Raw genomic sequence first — 24,046 nt, forward strand, 5'->3', positions numbered from 1 at the left:
TGCGGAGACGAAGAACACTTCGGTCCAGCCTGTCCGGTCCTTCAAGACCCGAGCGGTGCTGTCCCGGACCTTGCTGTGGATTTTTCTACTTATAGTGGCGGCTTTTGCGTTGTTTCCGATTATTCTGGCTTTTTTCGGATCCCTTAAGACCAATCTGGAGTTGACGACAGGAACCACCTTGCTGCCTAAGTCATGGCAGATTGGAAACTACGCGCAGGCTTGGAATTCGGCTAACTTTGCCCGCTTTACATGGAACAGTGTGTTTATCAGTATCTTTACCACCTTAGGCACTCTATTCATTGGAACGATGGCCGCATATGCGGTAGCGAGAGTCGATTTTTACGGGAAACGTATATATGTTGTAATTCAGTCCTGCACGCTGTTTATCTCGATCGGTGCTGTGGTGCTTCGGCCGCAATTTGACCTTATGGTAGCGCTTAATCTACAGAAATCGTTATGGGGTGTCATTATTATTCTGATTAGTGCGCATGCCACGGCATTTTTTATGTTGATTGGTTTTGTACGAGCGATTCCGAAGGATCTGGATGAGGCTGCTTTTATTGACGGCTGTAATTTCTATAGCGTATACTTTCGAGTTATCTTACCGCTTCTGACACCCGCCCTTGGAGTCACGGCGCTTTGGACCTTCCGCGGAGCATGGAACGAATATATTCTGCCGCTGGTTTTTACCATGACACAGCCAAAATTACAGACACTCACCGTAGGATTGGCGGGGCTAAAATATGGTATCGGCGATGCGGCGCAACCTCAATTGATGCTCGCGGGTGCATGTCTGTCCATGTTGCCAATGATTGTTGTCTATATTTTCGCTAATAAATCGTTCATGCAGATGACAGCTGGCTCTGTAAAGGGCTAAATTCGGGGCGGGCTTCGGACAGTTATTCAAGAAGGATGTGAATACATGCTGAAGGCCTGGGTTTATCGTACCTCTTTGAAGAAAAGAATATGGCTATCTTTTACCGCACTGACGGTATTCTGTATTTCTGTCACCGGTTTATTGGCTTACTCCATCGCTTCTCGGGCGATGGAGCGTAACTCTGTCGAGTTAAATCAAAATGTGCTGACTCAGTCAATCAATGTCCTGGACCAGAAGTTAAAGCAAATCATTGTGGCTTCCTCCACGATGATGTTGAGCGAAGCTTATCAGCAGACCATCCGGGATATTAAAGCTCATAATATGGAACGTTTTTTTGCCAATTTTTCTATGCTGCAAGCGCCCTTCACGCAGGTAGAGTTGACGGAAAACTCCATTGAATCTATCTTGATCAGTACGCCGGACGGGGATTTCTACTCTACCAGCAATCAGCGCAGAACCTTGACCCCATTTCTAGAATCTTCGCTGTATCAACGGATTAAGGAGAAACCTGAAACCAATTGGGTGGAGAGTCATCGGGACGAGCTATTTGCCGGGAAACACCATGTTATTTCCCTAGTCTTGCAGCCGCTTACAGACAATTATGTCCCTGATCTATTTTTGATCGTTAATGTAAAAGAGGACATTCTTGAAGATACTGTAAGTGGAGGCGGGAGTCTTGGCTCCGCGCGTTTTTTACTGATCAATAAAGAGGGAACAAGCGTCTTCGGAGACGGGAGACGTCCGGAATGGTCTCGGGACTCTGTGTTTTTGGACAAACTGAGGGAAGCAGACCGGGGTAATTTTGAATATTCTGCTGGGGATGGGCCAATGCTGCTCAGCTATGCCAGTTCAGGGTACGCAAAAGACTGGGTGTTGGTCAGCTACCTGTCCAAAAAGGAACTGCTGCAACCTGTTCGGAGTATTCAATGGTTGGTGTTGATGATCATGGCGGCATGTATCGTCATCGCGCTTTTCCTTGCAAGGTATCTGTCCGCTTTGCTACTGGGACCGCTGCTGAAACTGCAACGGACGATGTCTCGTGTTGAGCAAGAGGATCTCAGTGCACGCTTCCAGAGTCCTTTCCAGGATGAGATTGGGGAGGCGGGACGCAAATTTAACCAGATGTTAGACCGGATTGGTGAGTTGATTGCTGAAGTCAAGGATACAGAAAAAGAAAAGAGAAAAGCGGAGATCAAGGCGCTTCAGGCGCAGATCGAGCCTCATTTTTTATATAACACATTAAACACGATTTTCTGGAAATGTGAGATGGATGAATATGAAGATGTGAAACAGATGGTCATTTCGCTGTCTGCACTGTTTCAGCTGGGACTGAACAACGGGCAGGAAATTACGACCTTAGGCAAGGAACTGGAACATGTCCGCCAGTATCTAAACCTTCAGCAGCAATGTTATGAAGGGTTGTTTGACTATACAATTGATGCCGGAGTGGAACTGCTGGAGCTTCCTGTATTGAAAATTATTATTCAGCCCTTGGTGGAGAACTCAATCCTGCACGGCCTTAAGGAATTAAGGGGAGGGGGAGTGATCCGGATCTCTGTAGAAGTAGCCAAAAACACACTGCTCATCCGGGTTACCGATAACGGAACCGGCATGAATGCGGAGAAACTCAATGCCTGGCTGAAGGAGCCGAACGGCAGTGGAGGCTATGCTCTGTCTAATATATGTAGCCGACTGCAGCTGTACTACGGCAAAGAAGCCGGATTGGTCTTTCGAAGCAGTCCGCGTGTTGAAACCGAAGCTGTTCTATCCATTCCTGTGGAAGGGGGAATAAATCCTGAGCGCCCATTCAATTAAAATATGTATTGTTGATGATATTCCTGCAGTGGTCCGCGGATTGTCGCAGCGGATTCCTTGGGAGGAACATGGGATTGTGATCGCGGCCACCGCGGCAGACGGGGAAGAAGGTCTGGAGCAGATCCGCAAGCATCGTCCTGACATCGTATTGACGGATATCCGAATGCCTTTTAAGGATGGTTTAGAGATGATGCGGAGCATCCAAGCCGAGCAGCCAGGCATCAAACTGATTTTTTTGACGGGTTATTCTGATTTCACCTATGCCCAGGAAGCAGTTAAGCTGGGTGCCTTTGATCTGATTGTAAAACCGTATACCAAGGTTCAAGTGCTTGAATCTGTGTTGAAGGCCAAAGAAGTGTTGGAGCGGGAACGCAGTCAAGCTGAGCAGATGATGGGCATGGAACAAAAGCTGCGCGAGAGCTTACCTTATTTGCGTCAGGAATATATGCGTCTGCTCATCCGTTATGGAACTAGACAGCAGCACTTGAGCCAGCAGTGGGATTTTTACAATATCGAGATGAATAACTATAATTTTTGCGTGATGGTAGCGGAAGTGGATTTTTTTGTGGAACGTACATCAGAACTTACGGTTTCCGAGGTGGAATTAATCCGCTTTGCCGTACAGAATATTTTGGAAAATACAATATCCGAATACACTCGGGGTATTGTGTTCCGGGAAAATGTGAATCAGTTCGTTATTGTGATGAACCCTCTGGCGGAGCCGAATATGGAGCAACTTGCAGAGAAATGCCGGGAAAATGTACATCGGTATACGTACCAGACGGTATCCATTGGACTGGGTGGAGAGGTGGAGGAGGTAGGGCAGCTTTCTGCTTCCTATGCGCAGGCGCTGTCTGCACTTGCGAACACCTTTCTGAACGGTGGGAACAGCGTGTACACCTATGTTGAAGATGCAGTCGTGAATGCCGCGCTACCCAGATACTCATATGACAAGGAGAAAGAATTGCTTTATTGTCTGCGTTCGGCGAATTTACCCAAAGCAGAGGAGCAGCTGGATCATATTTGGCATGATTGGATTACTGCACCGGCAACGCCTAATCCGTCCATCGTTAAGACGTTATGTCTTGAACTGGCTCATTCTATCCATCGGATTTTCTCGGAAAAAGCAACGGATTCGGAAGTTAAAACTCTGGAAAATAAGCTTGCAGACATGAGCAGTGCAGTCTCTTTTGAAGATCTTAGCCGCCAGATTCGGGAATTTTGCCGTTTGGGCTGTACGTATTTGCAACAACGCCAATGCAGTGACGCGCGTATGCTTGTGGATCGGGCCATCACTCATATCAATGGAAATCTGCATCGAAATCTATCCGTCGCGGACTGTGCACGGGAGGTGCATCTTAGTCCTAGCTACTTCTCCAATCTTTTTAAAAAGGAGACGGGAATGACACTCGCCCAATATATTATCGGGAGACGAATGGACAAAGCCAAGGAGCTGGTGCTGGAAGGCATACAGGTTCAGGATATTGCCATCTCTTTGGGCTATGAGGATCGACCCTATTTTACAGAGCAGTTCAAAAAATATACCGGAATGACGCCGACTGACTTTCGTGCAAAATATACCTTGCCCAAAGTGGAGGGAAACAGTGATTTCGTCTCCCATTGACAGTTGTTTTCTCCTTCACTGATAAAAGGGCAGTGGAATTATAATTTTCTTAAGAAATGAATGCGATTTCAAAAGAAAAGGGAGGCATTTTAGATGAAAAGAAATAAATGGATATTAGCTGGGGTTTCGCTGATGCTGGCTGGCTCGTTGGCCGCCTGTTCATCATCCGAATCTAATACGGAGGTAAGCAGCAGCAATACAAACTCCGAAAAAACAAAATTGGTCTACTGGACCATTGATCGTCATGATTCTGATTTTATTGAGCAAAAGATCAGTGAGTATGAAGGTCTTAATCCCAATATCGAGATTGAAATGAAGGTTATGGCAGAGAACTATACGCAGTCGGTGGATATTGCCTTCTCCAGCATGCAGGCGCCTGATATTCTCCGGGTGGATACTTATAACGTGCCAACATGGGTCAAAAGAGGGTATCTGGAATCTTTTGATAGCTACATTTCACCAGAGATGAAGAGCCGGTTCGAGAACGTACTTATCAACGAGAAAAATACCGTTGACGGCAAAATATATAGCCTTCCCAATATCGGTCAGTTCTGGCGCCTCATCTATAACGTAGATTTGTTCGAGAAGGCTGGCATTACAGAGCCGCCTACCACACTCGCAGAGATGGTCGAGGATGCCAAGAAAATTACGGCAGCGGGAAAAGATATAGGCGCTTACGGCTTCGCGGGTAATTTCAAAAGTACCAGCGGATTTGAGCGTATCGCTTATCCAATAACAACACTTAGCAAGACTAAGGGCACAGAGGGCTTCGACTTCCAGACCGGGCAATTTGATTTTAGCGTATATAAAGAGGTTGCTGAGGCGCTGCGGCAGATTAAGGTGGATGGAAGCATGATGCCAGGATCGGAATCGCTTGATATCGACCCGCTGCGTGCGCAATTTGCTCAAGGCAAGATCGGTATGTATTTCAACCATTCCGTTGAGCCGACGGTCTACAAAACCCAATTCCCAACTGAAATTCGCTGGGCAGCTGCGATTCCTCCAACCATTGACGGGGAGCAGAAGGGTGTCAGCCAAGTTATTGCAGGAAGTTATTTGGCTATGAGCAAGGATTCGAAGCATAAGGAAGAAGCTTGGAAGTTTATTGAATGGATGTACAGTGATGATGTGCAGATTGCTTACCAGGAAGCAGGGTATGGGGTTTCGGTTATTCCATCGGTTGCTACTGTTGCTAAGGCACCAGACATTGCAGGAATTGAAGATTTTCTGCCTACAAAGTTAGACGGGATTTATCCAGCGACTCCGATGGTCATTAGTGAAGGACGTCTGGAAGGACTGAAGAAGGTTGATGTCTTCAATAGATACATTTTTGGTGGTGGAGATTTAGATAAAGAGCTTCAGGACTTGAATACTCGCTATAATGCGGCACTTGAAAAAGCCAAAGCCGCAGGTGACACCGATATCGAAGCACAGCCGGACTTCGATGCAGGTTCCCTGCAGGGATCATTGGCCAAATAAATCGAAAAAGACGCCTCTTAGGCTTCGTATTAATACGAGCTAGTGGCGTCTTTTTTTGATGACTACTATGATAATTTTTATTCCTCAGTCGTTTTAGCTGTGCTCGGGGTTCCTTTGTTATTGTAGAGCCACAGCGCGTATTCCAGAGGGCGAATCAGGGCTTTGCGGTATGTGGTTCCGTCACCTGATCTTGCGAACACTTCACGGGCGGGCTTTGGATTAACCTCCAGCACGTAAATTTTACCTTCGCGATCAATGGCGAGGTCCAATGCAAGCTCACATAAGGCTCCGTAACTTTCTTCCAAGAAGGCTGCGGCATCAAGGCCCAACCTCTCGGCAGTCTTCATGACCTTATCGGTTTTATCCTGACTGCCCAGCCATTCCTTCAGCAGCGTTTCCGCTCGAACGGCATGACCACCGCCATGAAGATTGGAGGTTACACTCCGCGCTGCACCGACACGTGCAGCCATACCTGTCAGTTCCCAGACACCTTGCCCGTTCTTTTGAACGAGCATCCGGTAATCATGGAAACGTCCGCCCGGCAGACGTAATGGAATCCCCTGTTGGATAAGGAAACGCCCGCCGATGCACCATTGCCGTACGATGGAATCCAGCCGAGTAGAAGAGACTTTACGGGTGGGAATGATTCGGCGATCCTGACGACGGCCTTGAATATCATATACCCCTCGCCCATCCTTCATTCTCTCAATTCTGAGGATGCCACGTCCGCCTGTGCCGTTTGCCGGCTTGATATAGACTACTGAATTGGTTTTCAGCATCCGGCGCAGGTCGGCAGAGGACTGATAGAGTAATGTTTCTGGCATATGCTGCCGGAAACGGCTTTTTTGTGAGAATGTTTGGTGAATGGTCCATTTGTTGCGCAGTGGACGATTCAGAAATAACAGATGATTGTAGCGTTCTCGGAAACGAAGCAGTTGCTGAAAGCGTGAGCTGCGCTGAATACGGCAACGGTCATAAATCATGTTCGGAAAAGAACGCCATTTGCGTGACCATTTTCCGCTCTTGGGATCAAAGACAAGGGCATGGATCTGCTCTTTGCTGGGATGAACATCCATGGGGGTAAACACAAAGACATCCAAGCCAATTCGTTTGCCCTCGACGATCATTCTCCGGTACACGGCCTTTTCTTCAAGCTGCTTGGCTTCGTTAATATATAAAGTAAGAATGCCTAAGACGGGCTCTGGCACAGGAGTTCACCTTCTTGTGGAGAAATAGTAGTGCTGCCGGTATGATGGGGTGACCGGAGCAGTAATGTTGGCTTGCCGGTAGGACCAGTGGTAAGTGTGTCGGCAGCAAGGCCGATATTGAAGCACATCTTTAGGCTAGCAGTATTGTCGCAGGCAACACTGCATTGCAGATGCCCGAGGCGTTTCAGCTGGGCAGCCATTAAGGCAGTGCCGGTATGTCTATTCCGGTAGAAGGGGTGCACAGCGACAAGACAGGCTTCTGCACCGAAACCGGATACGAAGCTGACTCCTGCGAGCTGGCGCCCATTCTGACCGCGTACGGTAGCGACAAGCAGCGAGATACCCGGCTCTGACAACTGATCCGGTGTTAATCGGGCCAGTATTTTGCAAGCTTGGTTTGTGATTCGCTTCTCCCCATGCGCTCTTATAAACTCAAGCAGTCCAGCCAGCCGTGATTTCCACTGCTTGGCATTTGTGTCATAGATGGAGGATATCTGCATGCTGTGTCACATCCTTTTAATGATTTCTATTTAAACTGGCGCGCTAAATGCTGGCCGTAGTGAAAGATTCGCTCTAGGGATAGCTTGCGGATCGCGGGTTCATCAAATTTCATCGGCCGGGAGTTGGCCTCAAAGAACCAGAGTCCCCCATTCTCATCTACACCCAGATCCATCGACATCTCTCCGAGCATAGAGTCAGAAGCTCTTTCAATTTGTCTAGCGATAAGAAGGGCGGTTGTAGGCACGCTCTTCAGGATCATGGCTGCTCTTTCGGTTCCAAATGTACTTTCCAGCATGCTGGCAGGCTCTTCAATACTACCGCCGCGTGGTACATGTGTCGTTATACTTCGGGCACCGGCGAGGCGTGCACCTATGCCAGTGACTCCCCAGCCGCCTCTGCTGTTTTTTTGCAGCAGCACCCGCAGATCAAACGGTCTTCCCCGATGAGTCGCCAGTTCAATAGCCTGCTGCACAATATAACGAGAGATTCCTTTTTCTTTTCCGATTCTTGCCCAGAGCCGGTCCATGGAAGCTGCTTTGTACGTCACATTTTTTTTGCCGCTTTGAATTTGGAGCCGGTAAGGCAAAGCGGTATCTGCACGATATTTTAGGCGCATAATTCCTTTTCCTGCTTTGCCATTCTCTGGTTTAAGGTAGAGGCTGGTATGCTGGTTCAGCATGGCAGTAAGGGTGTTTGCACTGCGTAATCGTCTCGTTTTTGGAACATGCTTTGAGGTGGAGTGCGAACCCCTCAACCATTCGAAGAGACTCCATTTATTGAAAAAATATGGATTATATAGCTTAATGCCTGGATGTTCCAGGCATTGAGCTATTTTACGTACCACAGCAGGTTTTTCCTCATCCTCACGGGTGGGAATTCGGTTATAAATGATTTGTGGAAGAGGTACAGGAATGCTGTACCAGATTTTACCGCTGGACGATGGGACATATCCGTTCACCATCCGTTCCTCAAGCTTGAGGTCACGGACAGTGATGACGTAGACAAGAAATCCCATTTCTTTGCCTGTGCGAATAATGTCCCGGAAGTTGCTGCGGTTGCCATTAAATTGCCGTACTTTATCGCTGGTTGTCAGTATGGCAATAACAGGTTTTGTATCTTCCGGATTATGGGTGCTCACATCTCATCCCTCCTGCGGAATTTGCTGAGGTATAGACAATGCTCCAGAATGTGCTCGATGGAAGCTTTGCCCTCAGCGCGCAGGGAAGGGTGACGGAAGATGGAACGACCTGGTTTGGCGTTGGCCTCGAACATCCAGATGTCTTCATCCTGATCAATTCCGAGATCAAAGCCAATTTCACCGAGCAAATGACGATGCTGGACTTCTAGTGATTCTGCCAGCTTGATGGCTGTAGTCTTTGCACGCTGCAGTACTTCATCAGCTCTTGCGCCGAATACACGTCCGAGTGCTTGCTGAGGTGTAAGCAATGCTCCTCCATTTTTAAGGTGAGTGGTGACACTGCCACGGCCGGCTTTTTTAGCGCCTATGCCGACTACAATCCACTGATTACTGCCGTTTTTATGCATATGAAACCGGAAATCAATCGGGCAGCCATCTATTTCAATGAGGCGTATTCCCTGCTGAACTATATAATTTTGCAGATTTTGGCCATGACGCGAACGAAGCATACGCATAAGGCTCTCAAAGGTAGTGAAGCGTAGAAGTACGTTTTTTCCTCCTCGACGGTAGCGGGCAAAATACCCCTTTTTCGGGAGATAGGTAAGCCGATAAATGCCGTGACCCAGACTTCCCGCAGAAGGTTTATAGTATACAAAATGATGGTGATCCAGCATTTCTCTCATTTTTTCCGTGGACGGATTGCTGTGGGTTTCAGGTACATAACGATTTGCCGCCCCATCATTTTCTAAAAGCTTATAGATATCGGATTTATTGAAAAAGCTCCAGTTAAAGTATGGAATTCTTTTCCGCATAAATCGTTCGCGAAGTTGGTTGATATAGGGTGAGGTTTCAGCTCTTCGACTGGGCAATCGATTATAGACAACATCAGGTAGAGGGACCATTTTTCGTTCAAACTTACCGCTTGAAGTCAAAAAATATCCATAGACCTGTTCCTGTTGCCAGTTGATGTCACGCGGCATAAAGGCAAATATATAACATTTGTTGCTACCTTCCCGCAGTAATTGCTTGATGAACCCTGTGCGAGAACCGAAGGGCTGAGACGAGGAAGCAGGACCATCGGACAATATGCCAACTAAAGGTCCTAGCTGCACCTCGTCATTCTGTAGATTGCGTAAATAGACACCACCTGATTTCGGAACCTTGATAGCGCTTTTTACGCCTGAGGCGAGATATAGGTGATTTCCGGCGCGCTTGATGGGCTTGATCATGGTCGGGGTGGCATCTTTACCGAGCCTTAAGCGTATATTTTTTTTCCCCGTTAACTTCAAGCTTTTCATCAGTGCACCTGATACATATACAACTCTTTGGGGCTGCTTAGTGAAATGCACATTGCAAAAAGTGAGACTCATTTATGAATCCTCCTTAGGAACCATTGTTATCATTCTCCCGTTTGTAACGGAGCTGTCCGTAGATAGGGATGGTATCCGTCGTTGTGTGAGCAGTAGATGGCGCGCATAAGACAGTGGATTCTCGGCGGCGAGCTTAGCAGCCCGGCGGTCGCCCGTCAGCCGGAATACCGTGCGCCCTGGCTTGGAATTTGCTTCTAGTAAATGAATCCGACCGCTCGAATCAATACCGAAATCAAGGCCGAGTTCTCCAAGCCTGCCGCATGCAGCCTCCAGTAGGGGAGGTAAGTATGCAGCTTCTGCAGCAAGCTCACGCATGATGTCTTTTCCACCCTGACCATATTCAGCAAGCAAAAAAGGCAGGGGAGAAACAGCTGTTCCGCCGCCATGCAGGTTCGAAGTCAGCGAACCTTGGTTACCCAGCCGTACGGCCATGCCGGTAAGAGTCCAGCGGCCAAGGCCATTCTTTTGCATCAATACACGCACATCGAACGGTTGCCCCTTACTATTCGTTAGGTGCAGGAAAGGCTGTATAATATAGCGGCGTGAGCCGATAAATTCATGAATCCAGTTCAGTCCTTCAGCCTGTGAGTCGAAAACATATTGAAAAGGTGTATTTGTACCGTCACGCCCTCGTACTCTCATGCCTCTGTTTTGCAGTATGGCATGTAATGTACGTTTGCCATGGGTGCCGGCCTTGGGCTTTAGAAAGACTCCATATTCTCTTTCAGCAAGCATTGTACTTAACCTGCGGGTACCGGTATAGAGTACAGTTTCCGGCAGTATTGCCGCTGCTCTCCGGTCGCGCTTCAATATCTCATGTACACCCCATTTATCTGGCAAACCTCGAGACCAAGGCAGGGAACGATGAAGAGTAGAGAGAGCAGCGGAAGCTTCTTTTCTTTCTTTAGGACCTTCGTAAAAGCAGCGATTATAGACAATATCTGGCGGTGAAGAAGTGGTATTCTGCCAGCTTCCATCTTTCCAGGTATAACCGGTAATGGAGGACCCGTCTGCCGCTACTCCGTCTGGATGAAATACGAGGACTTTTAGGCTGTATAGAGGAGCTGCCCGGCATAAATGACTGCAAAACTCTGGCTCGGCGATCGGTGGATTCCCGTTGCGGCGGCCTGTCATAATGCCGAGGAACCCCACTTCTGTTTCAGTCATCGTGTCCTCCTTATAAACCGGCCAAGTAGCGGCAATATAAAATCATTTGCTTGACGGACGGTCTTATTTTTTGATCGTTTAACGGTGTATTATCGTTCTTGGAGGGCTTGGAGTTAACCTCTAAGAGCCATATTCGTCCTGATTGATCCAGTGCCAGATCGATTCCGAGCTCTCCGAAATGAGCGGGGATAAAGGTTTCGACCCCTCTTGCAATGGCAAGTGCTGCTCTGGGCAGCTGAAGCTGAACGTTTTCTTTTGCGCCCGGAGGAAGACTGCTCTTGCTAACCGCTTCTTTTACAGTGCTGAGACTGCCACCTCTAGCTAAATTAGACACGAAGTGATTGCTTCCGGCGGTGCGGGCGACAATGGAGGTAACCCCCCATTTTCCGCTGCCATTCTTCTGAACAAGTGCCCGGAAATCTACAGGCCGCCTTCCTAGCTCCATCAAAGGCAATCCCTGCTGAATCTGGTATCGAGTAGTCTTCATTTTGGGAGCGATGGACTGGTACAATTTAGCGAGAGTGGTGTAGCTTTGCTTGCGTGTACCTATGGAGGTAGTAGACAACAGACGGTAACCTCCACCTTCTTCTTTAGAGATACGAAGTATGCCTTTGCCGAGACTGCCTCGTACAGGTTTCAAAAATACACTTGGGTAATGGCTGCACATCTTCTTCATTACGGCAAAGCCGTTCAACGCATGCGACTCAGGTAAATACCGCTGCAGGGAAGGGTCTTGCGCTAAAGCTTCAAATACCTCTGTCTTGTCAAGAAATTTTTCGTTGAAGAAATGCGTTCCATATCGTGATTTTACATCCGCCAAAAAATGCTGTACGCTAGGTTTATTCTCCACCTTTCGCGTCGTTAACCGATTGTTGATTACATCGGCAATGGGCAGACTCATTTTTCTCCAACCCTCGTTGTATACCCAGCCCTGAATGGAAGAACTGCGTGTTTCCAGCGCTTCCGGGGTAAAGAAATATACATAGGCGCCTTGTGTGTGGCAGGCATTTGTCAATTCCCGGCAGAACATGGTAATGGGTCCAAACAACCTGTCGAGATTATCTGGATGGTCACGACTGACGAGCACGCCGATCAACGGTCCAAGCCGCAAGGTGCGGCTTACAGAGCTGTAAGAAACGTTGAGGGTTTGTCGGTGTTTCCATCCGGTCCGCTGCGCCAGTCCTTCGCTTACACGCAGGATGTCGGATTTGGGAGCCGAGATAATGGTAACCTCCTGCCGGAAAGAGCCGAATGCCAGCTGGAGTGTTCCGTGAGACGGGATTTTGAGTCTTTTCATGGATTTTTCGCCAAGCATTATAGCGTTTTCCTGCAGGATGCCCGAGTTGACCGTATGGACCGGGATCTTGAATTGGGACATCGTGGATCTCCTTCCGGTAGGCAGCATGATGCCGGCAATTTGGTAGCTAAGGGTTACATATCATTCATCATATGGAGACAGATGACCCTTGGTGATTGACCTAACCGCTAAAAACCTTGCCCAGTCATTTCATAAGCTCGGCCCAAGAAGCGAAACAAGTATGGAATGAGCGAATATTGGAAACTGAAGCGACGTGGATTCAGGAAGCAGCTGCTAACAAAACTTAAGCGTATGTTTTCGGAGTGAGTTTTTAGAGCAGAGTAGATTCAGGAAGCAGATGTTAACAAAACCTAAGCGTAAGCTTTCGAAGCGAGTTCTCTACGAAGACGATAGGAAGTGTACGCTAACAAAACTTAAGCGTAAGCTTTCGAAGTGAGTTTTGTACGAAGACGATTTGAGGAGTGTACGCTAACAAAACTTTTAGGAGGAATCATAATGAGCATTCACGACAAAGCACATGAATTGGCGAAAGCCATTAAAGAGAGCAGCGAGGTATCGGATATCAGAAATGCCATGAAGGTCGTAGAAACGGATCCTGAAGCGAAAGCGATGCTGGACAATTTCCGCCAAGGTCAGATGGAGCTGCAACAACGGATGATGAGCGGAGAAATGCCTCCACAGGAAGAAATGGAAAAGATGGAGAAGCTGTTCGAGGTGCTTAACTTGAATCTTGGCATTCGTCGTCTGTTCGATGCGGAACGCCGTCTGAGCGTTGTAATCGAGGATGTAAATAAAATTATCACCGAGAGTTTGTCTCAATTGTACGGCGAATAAATTTTAGCAATGAAAATCAAAAGAGGGTGTTCCCGAAGCCGGTGGCTCTGGAAACACCCTCTTTCTTATGGATGTGGCTATATGGCTAGCCTAAGTTCAAGCTCGACCCAATCTCAACCTCAACCTAATCTTGTTTACCTTCGACTGCGCAGAGAAGAATACCAGCTGCCAAACCTAAGCGGCGATCAAGCTTGCCTTTTCGATCCTCCGAGAAGTCAGCCATAATTTTGGTGACAAATGGATTGAAATTTTGCTTGAATGCAGGGATCGTAGTATCATCCATCTCGATATTATATTTCTGCGGAATAATAGCGATGAAGCGGCGCAGTAGAGCCATCGCGGTGCTGTCTTCCTTGATTTTTCCGATTTCCTGATCATGACGGTCAAGAATAATCCATTCATCCTTCAAAATAGATTTGAGACCCTTACGTCGAAAAGAACCAATATGCTCACCGGACTCTGTATCGTGTACATCATAAGTAGCACTAAAATCGACCACGTTGCGGGCTTTTATGCGCAGAAGCTCCTTCTGCATGGACTCATCCGTATAAAGTGCAATGTCTTCTTTAAGCTTGAACGCTTTCATTTGCGAATAGAGCACAAGCTGCTCAGAGCTATCAAAAATATGAAGTTTCGCACCCATGATCGAAAATACTTTTTTGCGAATTATGTATTCGGTATGATTATAAGCTGCATTCAATTCAAAAACGCCTCCCTAAATGAAATCATCATCTCATATATAAGCGTCTCTTGCTATATAAATGCTAACCTTTTATACATAATTTTGAAAAGGTATATATTTTTTAATGGACTTGTCTCATATTACGGGCCTCATGTTCATAGAGTAGAGATATAGATTCAATCGAATATCCTGTCTACGAAGGAGCTGTTATTAATGAGAAAAAGAAACAAGTTCAAACATGGTATCTATTTGTTGCTGGCGTTGGCCATGCTTTTGTATGCACTGCCGAAGCTTTCGCTTGCGAATGGACCGAGCTGGGTGTTTGGTTTTGGAGTCGTCTGGTCACTTTTTGCGTTTATGGTCATTGCGGCACATTTGCATTTTATTATCGGGGTTGATGAAGAAAAGACCAAACGTTTGGAAGCTGTGCGAAAAGCAAAGCTGGAGCAATGGCAGACAAAGTGGAATGAAGAAACTAGAGTTTCGCAAAGATAATAGAGTTGGCATCGGATACTAAAAAGCTAGATTAGCTTCAGGTCTCTCGAATAAGCGCGGCAGTCGTGCAAAGAGAGGTATAAGTGCCTCAGAATGCCGCCGAAAGCGTAGAAGTCGCGAAAAGAGAGGCAAAAATGCCTTAGAATGTTGCGGAAAGCGCAGAAGCGGCGCAAAGAGAGGCACAAATGCCTTAGAATGTTGCGGAAAGCGCGGCAATGGTGCGAAGAAAGGCATAAATGCCTCAGAATGCCGCGGAAAACGTAGATGTGGTGCAAAGAGAGGCATAAGTGCCTTAGAATGTCGAGCAAAACGCAAAAGTGGGGAAAAGAGAAGTATAAATACCGTAGAATGTCGCGCAAAACGCACAACTAGCCAAAAGAGAGGCATAAGTGCCTCAGAATGCTGCGGAAAGCGCAGGAATGGCGAAAAGAGAGGCAAAAATGCCTTAGAATGTTGCGGAAAGCGTAGATGTGGTGCAAAGAGAGGCATAAGTGCCTCAGAATGCTGCGGAAATTGCAGAAGTAGCCAAATGAGAGGCATAAATGCCTCAGAATGACGAGCCAATTGCACAAGTCACACAAAGAGCATACAAAAGAGACACACTCATACGAAAAAGCCCACTAGCCTAAGCCAGTGGACTTTTTTATGCTCCCTGTATTGCTTGCAGGGGGCATAATGTTATTTTCCACCCGTAAAAGGTTTGATCTCATTCGTGAGATCTCTTCCAGCCTTCTTTTCTTCTGCAGATATCCGTTTACCAAGAGCCGCGTAATACCACACCGCAGGAACGAGAACCGCGAGTATAACAAGAAATTGCATAAGCTCAGCTCCTTTCACGTCGATATTATTAAACTTTTTTCCTGATCGTAGAGAGGATGGGCATAATCCTACCATCCTACCATCCAATCATCCAATCATCCTATCATCCCATCCCATCATCCGACCATCCCCCCACTTGTTAAGCAAAAACAATCCGATTACTTTTTGCTGACCGAGCATTCTACTTCAAATACATAACTGGCGCTTCCCTGAGGCCATCTTGCATGGATGATATACAGATGTTTGCCGCTACCTGCTGCGAGTTGAAAACTATTTTTGTCCACGGAAAGGGCTTCGTCCGGTCGTTCCTCACGAGGAAATGAAGCCATAACCTCTATCTCTTTGGGTGCATATGAGAACTCGAGTTCTACCCGATCACCGCTGATGGCTTTAGGATGTACCTTTTGTTGGGAAACCAATTCATCGTAAGAAGCCATATCCACACATACGCCTTTGCCATTGTCGTTCCAGCAATAAGAGCCTTGAATAGCCTCGAACCGCTCACCGCCAACAGTAACTTGAACGCTTGGGGGCTGTGGGTTAGCAGTGTCTTCTGATGAAATCTTATCTTTAAAAGTTGATTGAAACAAGTCCAATAGATCTTTTTTGCTGGTATCTGACAGACGATAGTGGCCCATTTGTCCGGATTTAATGAGTAACCCACTGTTACTTCCGCCGATCCCAAAAGAGAACTCATAACTTATGCCATCCTTCATGTTCCCAGTGGTGCTGTAATCGCTGGGAGCAATATCTAGTTGTCCTCTATCATATTCAGCAGTAGTTATGGCTTGAACGAAACGTTCAAACGAGGATGGATCCGAAATAGTGGCCATGGGCTGTTTTTTTTCAATTAAGTTAATAGAAACTATATTATTTGCATCCAACTCAATCTGGCCTGCTTGTTTTACTTTGTTTCCCGTATTTCCACAGCCGACCAGTCCTATAAAAAGCAAAGTAATAGTAAGTAGTAATAAAGCGGTCTTGTTCATATCTTCAATGCTCCTTTACACATTCTTTAATTCTCAGACTATAAAAAAGAGGAAAAGGTTGCTAAATAAAGGCAGCGAATGTTTAAGGTCAGCTTAAAACACATCAGAGATATTCAGTTTCAAAAAATTCGATTTTAAGGTGGTTTTCAAACTTACTATGTGGCAATACCTACCTTAATCGTAGATTGTGTAAGGAGAGTGAAATTCGAATTCGAAGCTTATGAATCGGTTGTACTGAGCCATTCTATCCGTGTATAATAGGTACAGTATAGTACAGATCGGAGCATGGGGGTGTAACAGTTGGAAGGTCAAGGCGATGCGATTACTAAACACGAGCAACTGCTGCAGCATATTGAAGGTCTTAAGGTAGGCACCAAAATATCTGTTCGCAAGCTCGCCAAAGAAATGTTAGTCAGCGAAGGGACTGCTTACCGTGCAGTGAAGGAAGCTGAGAATCTCGGGATAGTCATCACGAAGGAACGGATTGGTACAGTTCGTGTAGAAAAGAAACCTCGGAACATTTCAGAACAGCTGACGTTTGGCGATGTAGTTGATATTGTTGAAGGGCATGTGCTTGGCGGAGCAAGTGGACTAAATAAACATCTGCATAAATACGTGATCGGGGCGATGAAGGTCGATGCAATGATCCGTTATATAGATGCTGACAGTCTGTTGATTGTAGGGAACCGCGATGATGTTCACTCTCTAGCGCTGGAGCAGGGTGCGGGGGTTCTGGTGACAGGGGGCTTTGGGACGAGCCGTGAAGTGAAGGCATTGGCAGACGAGCTGGATCTTCCCATTATTTCTTCGAGACATGACACGTTTACCGTCGCTTCAATGATTAACCGTGCCATTTTTGATAGATTGATAAAGAAAAAAATTATGCTGGTAGAAGATATTATCGACAGCAAACCGCGCCTGAATACGTTGAAAATCTCTAGTACCGTCGGCGAGCTACGACAGGTTTCTGAGGAAACTGGAGAGCAGCGCTTTCCCGTTACGGATGAATGGAACCGAGTCATCGGCATTATCGGTCGCCGCGATGTAGAGGAATTGACGGAAGGCCAGATCATTGAAAAAGCGATGATTCGCAGTCCGGTTACGGCTGCACTGCAAACCTCACTAGCCTCCGCGGCCCAGATCATGATGTGGGAAGGCGTGGATTTTCTGCCCATAGTGGACCGTAACCGTAAACTGGTAGGCTCCCTAACCCGTAAAGAAGTGCTGCAAAGCTTACGCGATGTCCGGAATCAACCTCAGCTGGGAGAGACTTTTGATCATCTCATTTGGAATGGTTTTGCGGATGAGCGGGACGAAGAGGGACGATTGTTCTTCCATGGCTTTATTACGCCGCAGATGGCCACGGATCTTGGGACGATTTCTGAAGGGATATTGTCTACGCTTATGACGCTCTCGGCTTTTAAAGCAGCTAAGGACATCACAGGAAATGATTATGTACTAGATAATATGTCCACTTATTTTATCCGACCGGTACAGATCGAACATGCGATCATTGTAATGCCGAGACTGCTCGAAATCAGCCGCCGTACCTGTAAGCTTGAAATTGAGATCAGCCACTCGGATACTCTGGTAGCCAAAGCTGTTCTGATGCTGCAATCCATTGATCATGGCTAAAAAATGGTTTGCTAGCTGGATAGCATACGGTAAATAGGATCGTATACATGCTAAATAGACTGCCCTCATCATTGAAAGAGAGGGGAGTCTATTTTATTCTTTCTATTCCGTCAGAACAGCAGCTAAGTTTTCGACTAGTGTTGTTCCTGGCTACGGCTGCGACTACGGCTGTAAAAACTATAGCTGCGTAGCCCCGAGAAGATGTTGAACGCACCAATCAGCAGAAAGGCAGCTTCAACAATGATATTAACGGTAGAGCCGCGAAACAAAAACATGGATATCAAGGACAGCGTTACGAGCATAGCACCGAGCATCACATTCATGACGGAGCGTTTCAGCCCTTTATCTTGGGGATTTAAGGCACGGCGGGAGGATATGCTGAACACAGCGGCACCGATTACAAAGATCACCAGCAGGATAAACAATAAATACTTGATAAATAAAACCATGGACAGCCAGCTCCTTTATCGTGTCTTGCAGTAGCCAAGAAGTAATTTCCACGTCTGTCCATTATTGTATCACACGATGGCTGTCAGCTGCGCTTAAAAGGACTGATTTCTACCCAGATTTGCAGGACGCCTTCCATGACGAGCATGGTTCGGATTTTGACAGAGTATTCCTTGTCACGCACAATGTATAGCTTGCCATCCAACAGCAGTCTAACCAGTTTGCTGTCTGTATCAATATCGAACATGCTGCGGCCGCGCATCGGTTCCAGATCTGAGCCCATTTGGCTTATAATTAATTTTACAGTTACGGGGTCAAGTGGGGTATCTTCTTTGGATTTGCTTTCCTCCGATCGAATTTTGATTTCTCTGATCACGGTTGAGGTATTATTGTATTTTTTGAGTGTCTGAATATCTTTTTGATATTGCTCGATCTGTACACGCAGATCTTGATTATGCAGCCATAATACGTTATATCCTACATGGTAAATAGCATTGTATATGACAGCTCCTACGACGATCCCTAGCATGAATATAGCGGAGATCTGGGTGAATCTGCGAAAACGACTGAATGGTGGAACTCTCACTGGCGTTACCCCCTGCCGCACACCCATTTTACTAGCTCACTGCCCATATGGGCTCCTAGAAAAGCGAAGGCAAGATACATGATTTGTTTGATGGCGGGGGAGAGGTTGCCTCCAATCATGTTGCTTTCAATGACCCGTAAGGGGTCCATAGTACCTCCTACAGCGGCTGCTAGTGCCCATATTTTAATCCGATCTGCCACATCCAGCATCGTTTGCGTCGGCGGTTGCAGGGATACAACGGCGCCGATTCCGCCGAGCATAGCTCCGCCAAGCACGATGCCGAAGGCGATAAAGAAGTCGAGGATAGCTTTGCTCATAAAAATGCTCATACAGGCCCCTTCCCGGACGAGGCATTTACAAGCTTTGCCTGTCCTTATGCTCTTAATCCATTCTATGGGCGGGTCCCCCTTTAATATGATAAAATAGTTTCATCTTATGTTTGATTTTTGCAGTAGAGAGGAAGTGGGGTTATGAGCCCTTTCGTGCATTTGCATGTGCACAGCGAATACAGTTTACTGGACGGGGCGGCGCGCATTACCGATCTCGTGCGCCGGGCCGGCGAATACGGCATGAAGTCGCTGGCGCTTACGGATCATGGAGTGATGTACGGGGCCATCCCCTTTTATAAAGCGTGTAAAGAGAATGGAATCAAGCCGATTATTGGCTGTGAAGCTTATTTAACCGCGGGTTCACGCCGTGAGCGGGGCAGTCGAAAAGATCAACCGATCTACCACTTGATTCTGCTCGTCAAGAATGAAACCGGCTACAAGAACCTGATGAAGCTGATCTCTATCGGCCATCTGGAAGGCCATCATTATAAACCACGAATTGATATGGAAGTGCTGGCAGCTCATTCAGAGGGGATTATCTGCCTAAGTGCTTGTCTGGGCGGAGAAGTGCCGCAGCATCTGCTGCATGGACGTGATGAGGAGGCGCGCAAGGCTGCGCTGCGATATAAGGCGATTTTTGGCGAAGATTTCTATCTGGAGCTGCAAGACCACGGGATCTCCGAGCAAAAGAGAGTCAATCCCAAGCTGATCGCCCTTGCCGAGGACTGTGAAATTCCACTTGTGGTGACGAATGATGTCCATTATTTAGCGAAGGAAGATGCTGAGGTTCAGGATGTGCTGATCTGCATCGGAACAGGCAAAACGGTGGATGATGAGGAACGTCTCAAGATCGGAACAGATCAGCTGTTTCTAAAAAGCAGCGAGCAAATGGCGGCATTGTTTCCGCACGTGCCGCAGGCTATCGCCAATACCTTATTGATCGCAGAAAAATGTAATTTGGAGCTTACCTTCGGCAATCATATTCTGCCTGCCTATTCTCCGCTCCCTGAAGGCATGGATTCCGCTGCTTATTTGCGTGAGCTGTGCTGGAAGGGGATGGAGGAACGATATATAGATACACCGCAATGGACTACACCTGAGCAAAGAGAGACGGCTGAGAAGCGTCTCACCTATGAGCTGGGCGTTATCGAGAGTATGGGCTTCAGCGATTATTTTCTAATTGTGTGGGATTTTATTGCTTATTGTCATCGTCAGGGAATTGCTACGGGACCCGGACGGGGATCTTCCGCGGGTAGTCTCACCGCATACTCTTTGCGAATCACCGATGTGGACCCATTGAAATATAACTTGCTCTTTGAACGTTTTCTAAATCCAGAACGGATCACCATGCCGGATATTGATATCGATTTTAGCGATGAACGGCGTGATGAGGTTATTGGTTATGTAGTGGAGAAATACGGCAAAGAACATGTGGCGCAAATTATTACTTTCGGAACTATGGCTGCACGGGCTGCCGTTCGTGATGTAGGCAGGGTGCTGAACTTGCCTTATAACGAGGTAGACAAAGCTGCCAAGCTTATACCTGGTCAACTAGGGATCAGCCTTGCCAGGGCGCTGGAGAGTACACCAGATCTTAAAGCACTGTATGATAGCAATCCAAAGATTAAAGGGTTGCTGGATATGGCTATGAAGGTGGAGGGCATGCCCCGCCATGCTTCGACACATGCTGCTGGGGTTGTTATCTCGAAAGGTCCGTTGACCGATGCAGTCCCACTTCAGGAAGGTAACGAAAGTACGGCGTTAACCCAATACTCTATGGAGCATTTGGAGAGTGTCGGGCTGTTGAAAATGGATTTTCTGGGTTTGCGCACGTTGTCGATTATCGAACGCTGCATGAATTCGATTAAAGAAATGAGCGGAAGTGTTCCGGATTTCCGTGTTATCCCAGATCATGATCCAGCTACGTATGAAATGCTTGGGGCTGGTGAGACAACAGGGGTCTTCCAGCTGGAGTCGGCGGGCGTTAGACGAGTACTTAAAGATCTGAAGCCTAACGGCTTTGAAGATATTGTATCGGTTCTAGCGCTGTATCGTCCGGGTCCGATGGAATTTATCCCGAAATATATAGCAGGCAAACACGGTGAGATTGAAGTAGAGTATCCACATTCTGATTTGAAGGCTATTTTAGCGGACACCTATGGGATCATTGTGTATCAGGAACAGATCATGCAGATTGCTTCTCTGATGGCGGGCTTCTCGTTAGGAGAAGCGGATCTGCTCCGTCGAGCGGTCTCAAAGAAAAAACGTGAGACGCTGGATAAGGAACGGAGCCATTTTGTTCAAGGCAGCTTGCAGCAGGGGTATAATGAAACGGATGCAAATGCTGTTTATGACATGATCGTGCGCTTTGCTGATTACGGCTTCCCGCGTGCTCATGCCGCGGCTTATGGAGTATTGGCTTTCCAGACAGCCTATCTCAAGGCGCATTATCCGGTGCAGTTTATGGCGTCTATGTTGACCGCTGTAATGGGCACTCACCGCAAGGTAGCGGAGTATGTGCTGGACTGCCGCCGCACGGGCATCGGCGTGTTGCCGCCGGATGTGAACGAGAGCGGCGTATTGTTTACTCCGGTTCCTGGCGAAGGAACCGGAACCGGGCATATCCGCTTTGGACTCGCAGCCATTAAGAACGTCGGAACACTGGCAGTGGAGAACATTATGGCAGTCCGCAAGGAGCGGCCGTTCGACAGTCTGCTAGATTTCTGTCGACGTGTGGACCTGCGGGTCTGTAATAAGCGGGTAGTGGAATCTTTGCTGCAGGCGGGAGCTTTTGACTGTCTGCCAGGTCACCGCGCCCAGCTGCTGGCTATGCTGGACGAGACGGTTGACGCTGCGCTGAAATGGCGCAAGGAGCGGGATGAACTGCAAATCCAGCTGTTCGACGATTTGGTGGAGACACCGAACTGGGAAATCCGCTATCCGGATATCCCTAAGTTCACCATTGGCCAGCAGCTGGAGATGGAACGTGAGCTGCTGGGGTTATATCTTTCGGGCCATCCGCTTGATGATAGCGCGGAACTGCTTGAGGAGCCCGGCATGCAGCGGCTGATGGATCTTGGTGAAGCTGCGGATGAGAGCCAGACGGTTACGGCCGGAATGGTAGTATCCGTTAAGGAAATTACGACGAAGCAAGGAAAATCGATGGCCTTCGTCGAATGGGAAGATCAGATCGAGCGCTGCGAGGTCGTACTCTTCCCTGAGGTGTGGAAGCGAAGCCGCAGCTTGATTGCCAAGGGCGCGCTGCTGGCCTTGCGCGCTAAGGTTCAGCAGGAAGACGAAGGCTTCAAGCTGCTGGCCGAGGAAGTGGCGCTGCTGTCTGCGGAGGCTCTCCGCGGGCTGTTGCAGCGCCGCAGTGCCGCCGCGTCCCGCTCGTACAGCGCGGGACGCTCGGCCTCGGCAGGAGCGCCGCCACGCGGCGCAGCTCCTGCTTCCCGGACCAGCGGTGCCGCCACTGGTCCGGCTGCAACACCTGCACAGGCCGCGCCAGCAACAGCGGCGACCTCAGGCCAGCGTGTCTTTATCAAGATCACGCCGGCCTCAGAGAATGCAGCGTTGCTGTCGCGCCTGAAAGAGCTACTGCAGAATCATCCCGGTCCTGCTGCGACGCTTCTGTTCTATGAACAGGATCAGAAGCTCCTAGCTCTTAGCGATAATTATCGAATTAAGCCGTCCGAGGAACTTTTCGCGGCGATCGAGGTTATGCTGGGTGCAGGTACGGTAAGAATAAAATAAGAACAATTCTCCCCTTTTCCGCATACATTAGGAAACCACAGGGCACATCCCTGTACGGAAAGGGGAGTCGCAGCATGTCCTATCAAATGGCAGTAGATCTGTTGGAACGCAGAGGTGTATCACTTTCCTCCATTGCTGAAATCGTATATATTTTACAATCGGTTTATTATCCTGGTTTAACCAAGGATGAATGTCTGTCCAGCGTCAAGTCTGTTTTGGGCAAAAGAGAAGTGCAGTATACTTTAATGACAGGTGTTGCTCTTGATGAATTAGCCGAGAAAAAACTGCTTCCACAGCCGCTGCAGGCGGTAATGGAGGCTGATGAATCCCTCTACGGAGCGGACGAGACTCTGGCGCTTGGTATTACAGGGGTATATGGGATGATCGGACTGACAGGTTTTGGGTATTTGGACAAAATAAAGCTTGGAATCATTGGTGAACTGAACGATGATAAAGGTAGGATTCATGTATTCTTGGATGACCTTGTTGCCGGCATTGCTGCCGCCGCTTCCGCCAGAATTGCTCATCGGCATGAAGGGGCAAAAGTATATCCTTTAAGCACGGACAAGGAATAATTGAGCCCCTTTATTTCGTTTGAACAAGTTCCTCAGTCTTGCTTCCTATGCCCTACTCCTGTTGCGGGAAAAAAGAAAACTGTGTTATCATAATTCCATTATACGGGATACGGCTGGGAATTAAGATTGGGGAGGCCTTGCAGGGCATGTGGACGGTAATATATATCGCGCCGACCGCCAGAGTGGCGGATATGATTAAGAGTAAGCTGACAGAAGAAGGTTTTTTGGTAGAATGCCGTCCAATCAATATGTCCAAGCAGCAGTTTGAGATATTGGTTCCTTCAGGTGAGCTGGAGGAAGTACAGGAAGTCCTTAATCTTATTCTGCATCCCTGAGTTTCTTACAAGACAAAAGTCATGACAGCGGCAAGCTGCATAACGCAAATAAACGGCTGAAGAGGTGCGG

Annotated in this window: 22 protein-coding genes; 10 read left to right on the forward strand and 12 right to left on the reverse strand. The window is 47.7% G+C overall.

Features of this window, described 5'->3' with window-relative positions; genetic code table 11:
* Positions 1-55: 55 nt before the first annotated feature.
* From NST94_RS08995 to NST94_RS09010, 4 genes are all read left to right on the forward strand, one after another.
* Positions 56-877 (forward strand): carbohydrate ABC transporter permease, encoded by an 822-nt coding sequence (locus NST94_RS08995; RefSeq protein WP_254847647.1) that lies wholly within the window; start codon positions 56-58, stop codon positions 875-877.
* A gap of 45 nt (positions 878-922) precedes the next feature.
* Entirely contained in the window at positions 923-2,692 is a 1,770-nt protein-coding gene (locus NST94_RS09000) for a sensor histidine kinase (protein ID WP_076124874.1), read from the forward strand.
* Positions 2,693-2,699: 7 nt separating this feature from the next.
* Complete coding sequence (locus NST94_RS09005) at positions 2,700-4,316, forward strand: response regulator (RefSeq protein WP_256720944.1); 1,617 nt, start codon at positions 2,700-2,702, stop codon at positions 4,314-4,316.
* Between the two features lie 93 nt (positions 4,317-4,409).
* Positions 4,410-5,795: a sugar ABC transporter substrate-binding protein gene (locus NST94_RS09010; protein ID WP_038569657.1), complete on the forward strand. Its 1,386-nt coding sequence runs from the start codon at positions 4,410-4,412 to the stop codon at positions 5,793-5,795.
* A 77-nt stretch (positions 5,796-5,872) separates the two neighbouring features.
* Here the strand turns inward: NST94_RS09010 and NST94_RS09015 are convergent, their stop codons facing one another.
* Genes NST94_RS09015 through NST94_RS09040 form a run of 6 tightly spaced genes read right to left on the reverse strand, consistent with a single transcriptional unit; the run spans position 5,873 to position 12,557 of the window.
* Positions 5,873-7,003: a YheC/YheD family protein gene (locus NST94_RS09015; protein WP_076184268.1), complete on the reverse strand. Its 1,131-nt coding sequence runs from the start codon at positions 7,001-7,003 to the stop codon at positions 5,873-5,875.
* Positions 6,985-7,503: a GNAT family N-acetyltransferase gene (locus NST94_RS09020; RefSeq protein ID WP_076301309.1), complete on the reverse strand. Its 519-nt coding sequence runs from the start codon at positions 7,501-7,503 to the stop codon at positions 6,985-6,987. The genes NST94_RS09015 and NST94_RS09020 overlap by 19 nt, the downstream gene beginning before the upstream one ends.
* A gap of 26 nt (positions 7,504-7,529) precedes the next feature.
* Positions 7,530-8,642 (reverse strand): YheC/YheD family protein, encoded by a 1,113-nt coding sequence (locus tag NST94_RS09025; protein ID WP_076124884.1) that lies wholly within the window; start codon positions 8,640-8,642, stop codon positions 7,530-7,532.
* Positions 8,639-10,012, reverse strand: a complete 1,374-nt coding sequence (locus NST94_RS09030) for a YheC/YheD family protein (protein ID WP_076301308.1) — start codon at positions 10,010-10,012, stop codon at positions 8,639-8,641. Before NST94_RS09030 ends, NST94_RS09025 begins: the two co-directional genes overlap by 4 nt.
* Positions 10,013-11,179: a YheC/YheD family protein gene (locus tag NST94_RS09035; RefSeq protein ID WP_076301307.1), complete on the reverse strand. Its 1,167-nt coding sequence runs from the start codon at positions 11,177-11,179 to the stop codon at positions 10,013-10,015.
* A gap of 10 nt (positions 11,180-11,189) precedes the next feature.
* Positions 11,190-12,557 carry a YheC/YheD family protein gene (locus NST94_RS09040; RefSeq protein ID WP_076124889.1) on the reverse strand — a complete coding sequence of 456 codons (1,368 nt, stop codon included), beginning with the start codon at positions 12,555-12,557 and terminating at the stop codon, positions 11,190-11,192.
* A 435-nt stretch (positions 12,558-12,992) separates the two neighbouring features.
* On the opposite strand from NST94_RS09040, the gene NST94_RS09045 reads away from it, so the two are divergent.
* Entirely contained in the window at positions 12,993-13,331 is a 339-nt protein-coding gene (locus NST94_RS09045; protein WP_036683973.1) for a YlbF family regulator, read from the forward strand.
* A gap of 124 nt (positions 13,332-13,455) precedes the next feature.
* Here NST94_RS09045 and NST94_RS09050 read toward each other — a convergent pair whose 3' ends face one another.
* The gene (locus NST94_RS09050; RefSeq protein WP_076184272.1) at positions 13,456-14,031 is read right to left on the reverse strand and encodes a hypothetical protein; all 576 of its coding nucleotides are present in this window, start codon (positions 14,029-14,031) and stop codon (positions 13,456-13,458) included.
* A 195-nt stretch (positions 14,032-14,226) separates the two neighbouring features.
* Here NST94_RS09050 and NST94_RS09055 point away from each other — a divergent pair, with 195 nt between their 5' ends.
* Complete coding sequence (locus NST94_RS09055; protein ID WP_076202990.1) at positions 14,227-14,508, forward strand: hypothetical protein; 282 nt, start codon at positions 14,227-14,229, stop codon at positions 14,506-14,508.
* A gap of 678 nt (positions 14,509-15,186) precedes the next feature.
* On the opposite strand, the gene NST94_RS09060 is transcribed toward NST94_RS09055, so the two are convergent.
* Positions 15,187-15,327, reverse strand: a complete 141-nt coding sequence (locus tag NST94_RS09060) for a hypothetical protein (RefSeq protein ID WP_339281894.1) — start codon at positions 15,325-15,327, stop codon at positions 15,187-15,189.
* Between the two features lie 158 nt (positions 15,328-15,485).
* Positions 15,486-16,316: a hypothetical protein gene (locus NST94_RS09065; RefSeq protein WP_076301306.1), complete on the reverse strand. Its 831-nt coding sequence runs from the start codon at positions 16,314-16,316 to the stop codon at positions 15,486-15,488.
* A gap of 300 nt (positions 16,317-16,616) precedes the next feature.
* On the opposite strand from NST94_RS09065, the gene NST94_RS09070 reads away from it, so the two are divergent.
* The gene (locus tag NST94_RS09070; protein ID WP_076124897.1) at positions 16,617-17,951 is read left to right on the forward strand and encodes a DRTGG domain-containing protein; all 1,335 of its coding nucleotides are present in this window, start codon (positions 16,617-16,619) and stop codon (positions 17,949-17,951) included.
* A 134-nt stretch (positions 17,952-18,085) separates the two neighbouring features.
* Here the strand turns inward: NST94_RS09070 and NST94_RS09075 are convergent, their stop codons facing one another.
* The 3 genes from NST94_RS09075 to NST94_RS09085 form a co-directional block, all read right to left on the reverse strand.
* A complete protein-coding gene (locus tag NST94_RS09075) occupies positions 18,086-18,400 on the reverse strand; it encodes a YtpI family protein (protein WP_076124899.1) in 315 nt (104 codons plus the stop codon).
* 83 nt (positions 18,401-18,483) lie between these two features.
* Positions 18,484-18,984 (reverse strand): DUF4044 domain-containing protein, encoded by a 501-nt coding sequence (locus NST94_RS09080; RefSeq protein WP_038569663.1) that lies wholly within the window; start codon positions 18,982-18,984, stop codon positions 18,484-18,486.
* 5 nt (positions 18,985-18,989) lie between these two features.
* Complete coding sequence (locus NST94_RS09085; protein WP_036678886.1) at positions 18,990-19,313, reverse strand: YtrH family sporulation protein; 324 nt, start codon at positions 19,311-19,313, stop codon at positions 18,990-18,992.
* Positions 19,314-19,454: 141 nt separating this feature from the next.
* Here NST94_RS09085 and NST94_RS09090 point away from each other — a divergent pair, with 141 nt between their 5' ends.
* The 3 genes from NST94_RS09090 (at position 19,455) to NST94_RS09100 (ending at position 23,976) form a co-directional block, all read left to right on the forward strand.
* A complete protein-coding gene (locus NST94_RS09090) occupies positions 19,455-23,066 on the forward strand; it encodes a DNA polymerase III subunit alpha (RefSeq protein ID WP_076301305.1) in 3,612 nt (1,203 codons plus the stop codon).
* Between the two features lie 74 nt (positions 23,067-23,140).
* Entirely contained in the window at positions 23,141-23,641 is a 501-nt protein-coding gene (locus NST94_RS09095) for a phosphatidylglycerophosphatase A (protein WP_076301304.1), read from the forward strand.
* Positions 23,642-23,787: 146 nt separating this feature from the next.
* Positions 23,788-23,976 (forward strand): hypothetical protein, encoded by a 189-nt coding sequence (locus NST94_RS09100; RefSeq protein ID WP_036678895.1) that lies wholly within the window; start codon positions 23,788-23,790, stop codon positions 23,974-23,976.
* Positions 23,977-24,046 lie beyond the last annotated feature (70 nt).

The sequence above is a fragment of the Paenibacillus sp. FSL H8-0282 genome (genome assembly GCF_037963825.1).
GTDB lineage: Bacteria > Bacillota > Bacilli > Paenibacillales > Paenibacillaceae > Paenibacillus_AQ > Paenibacillus_AQ odorifer.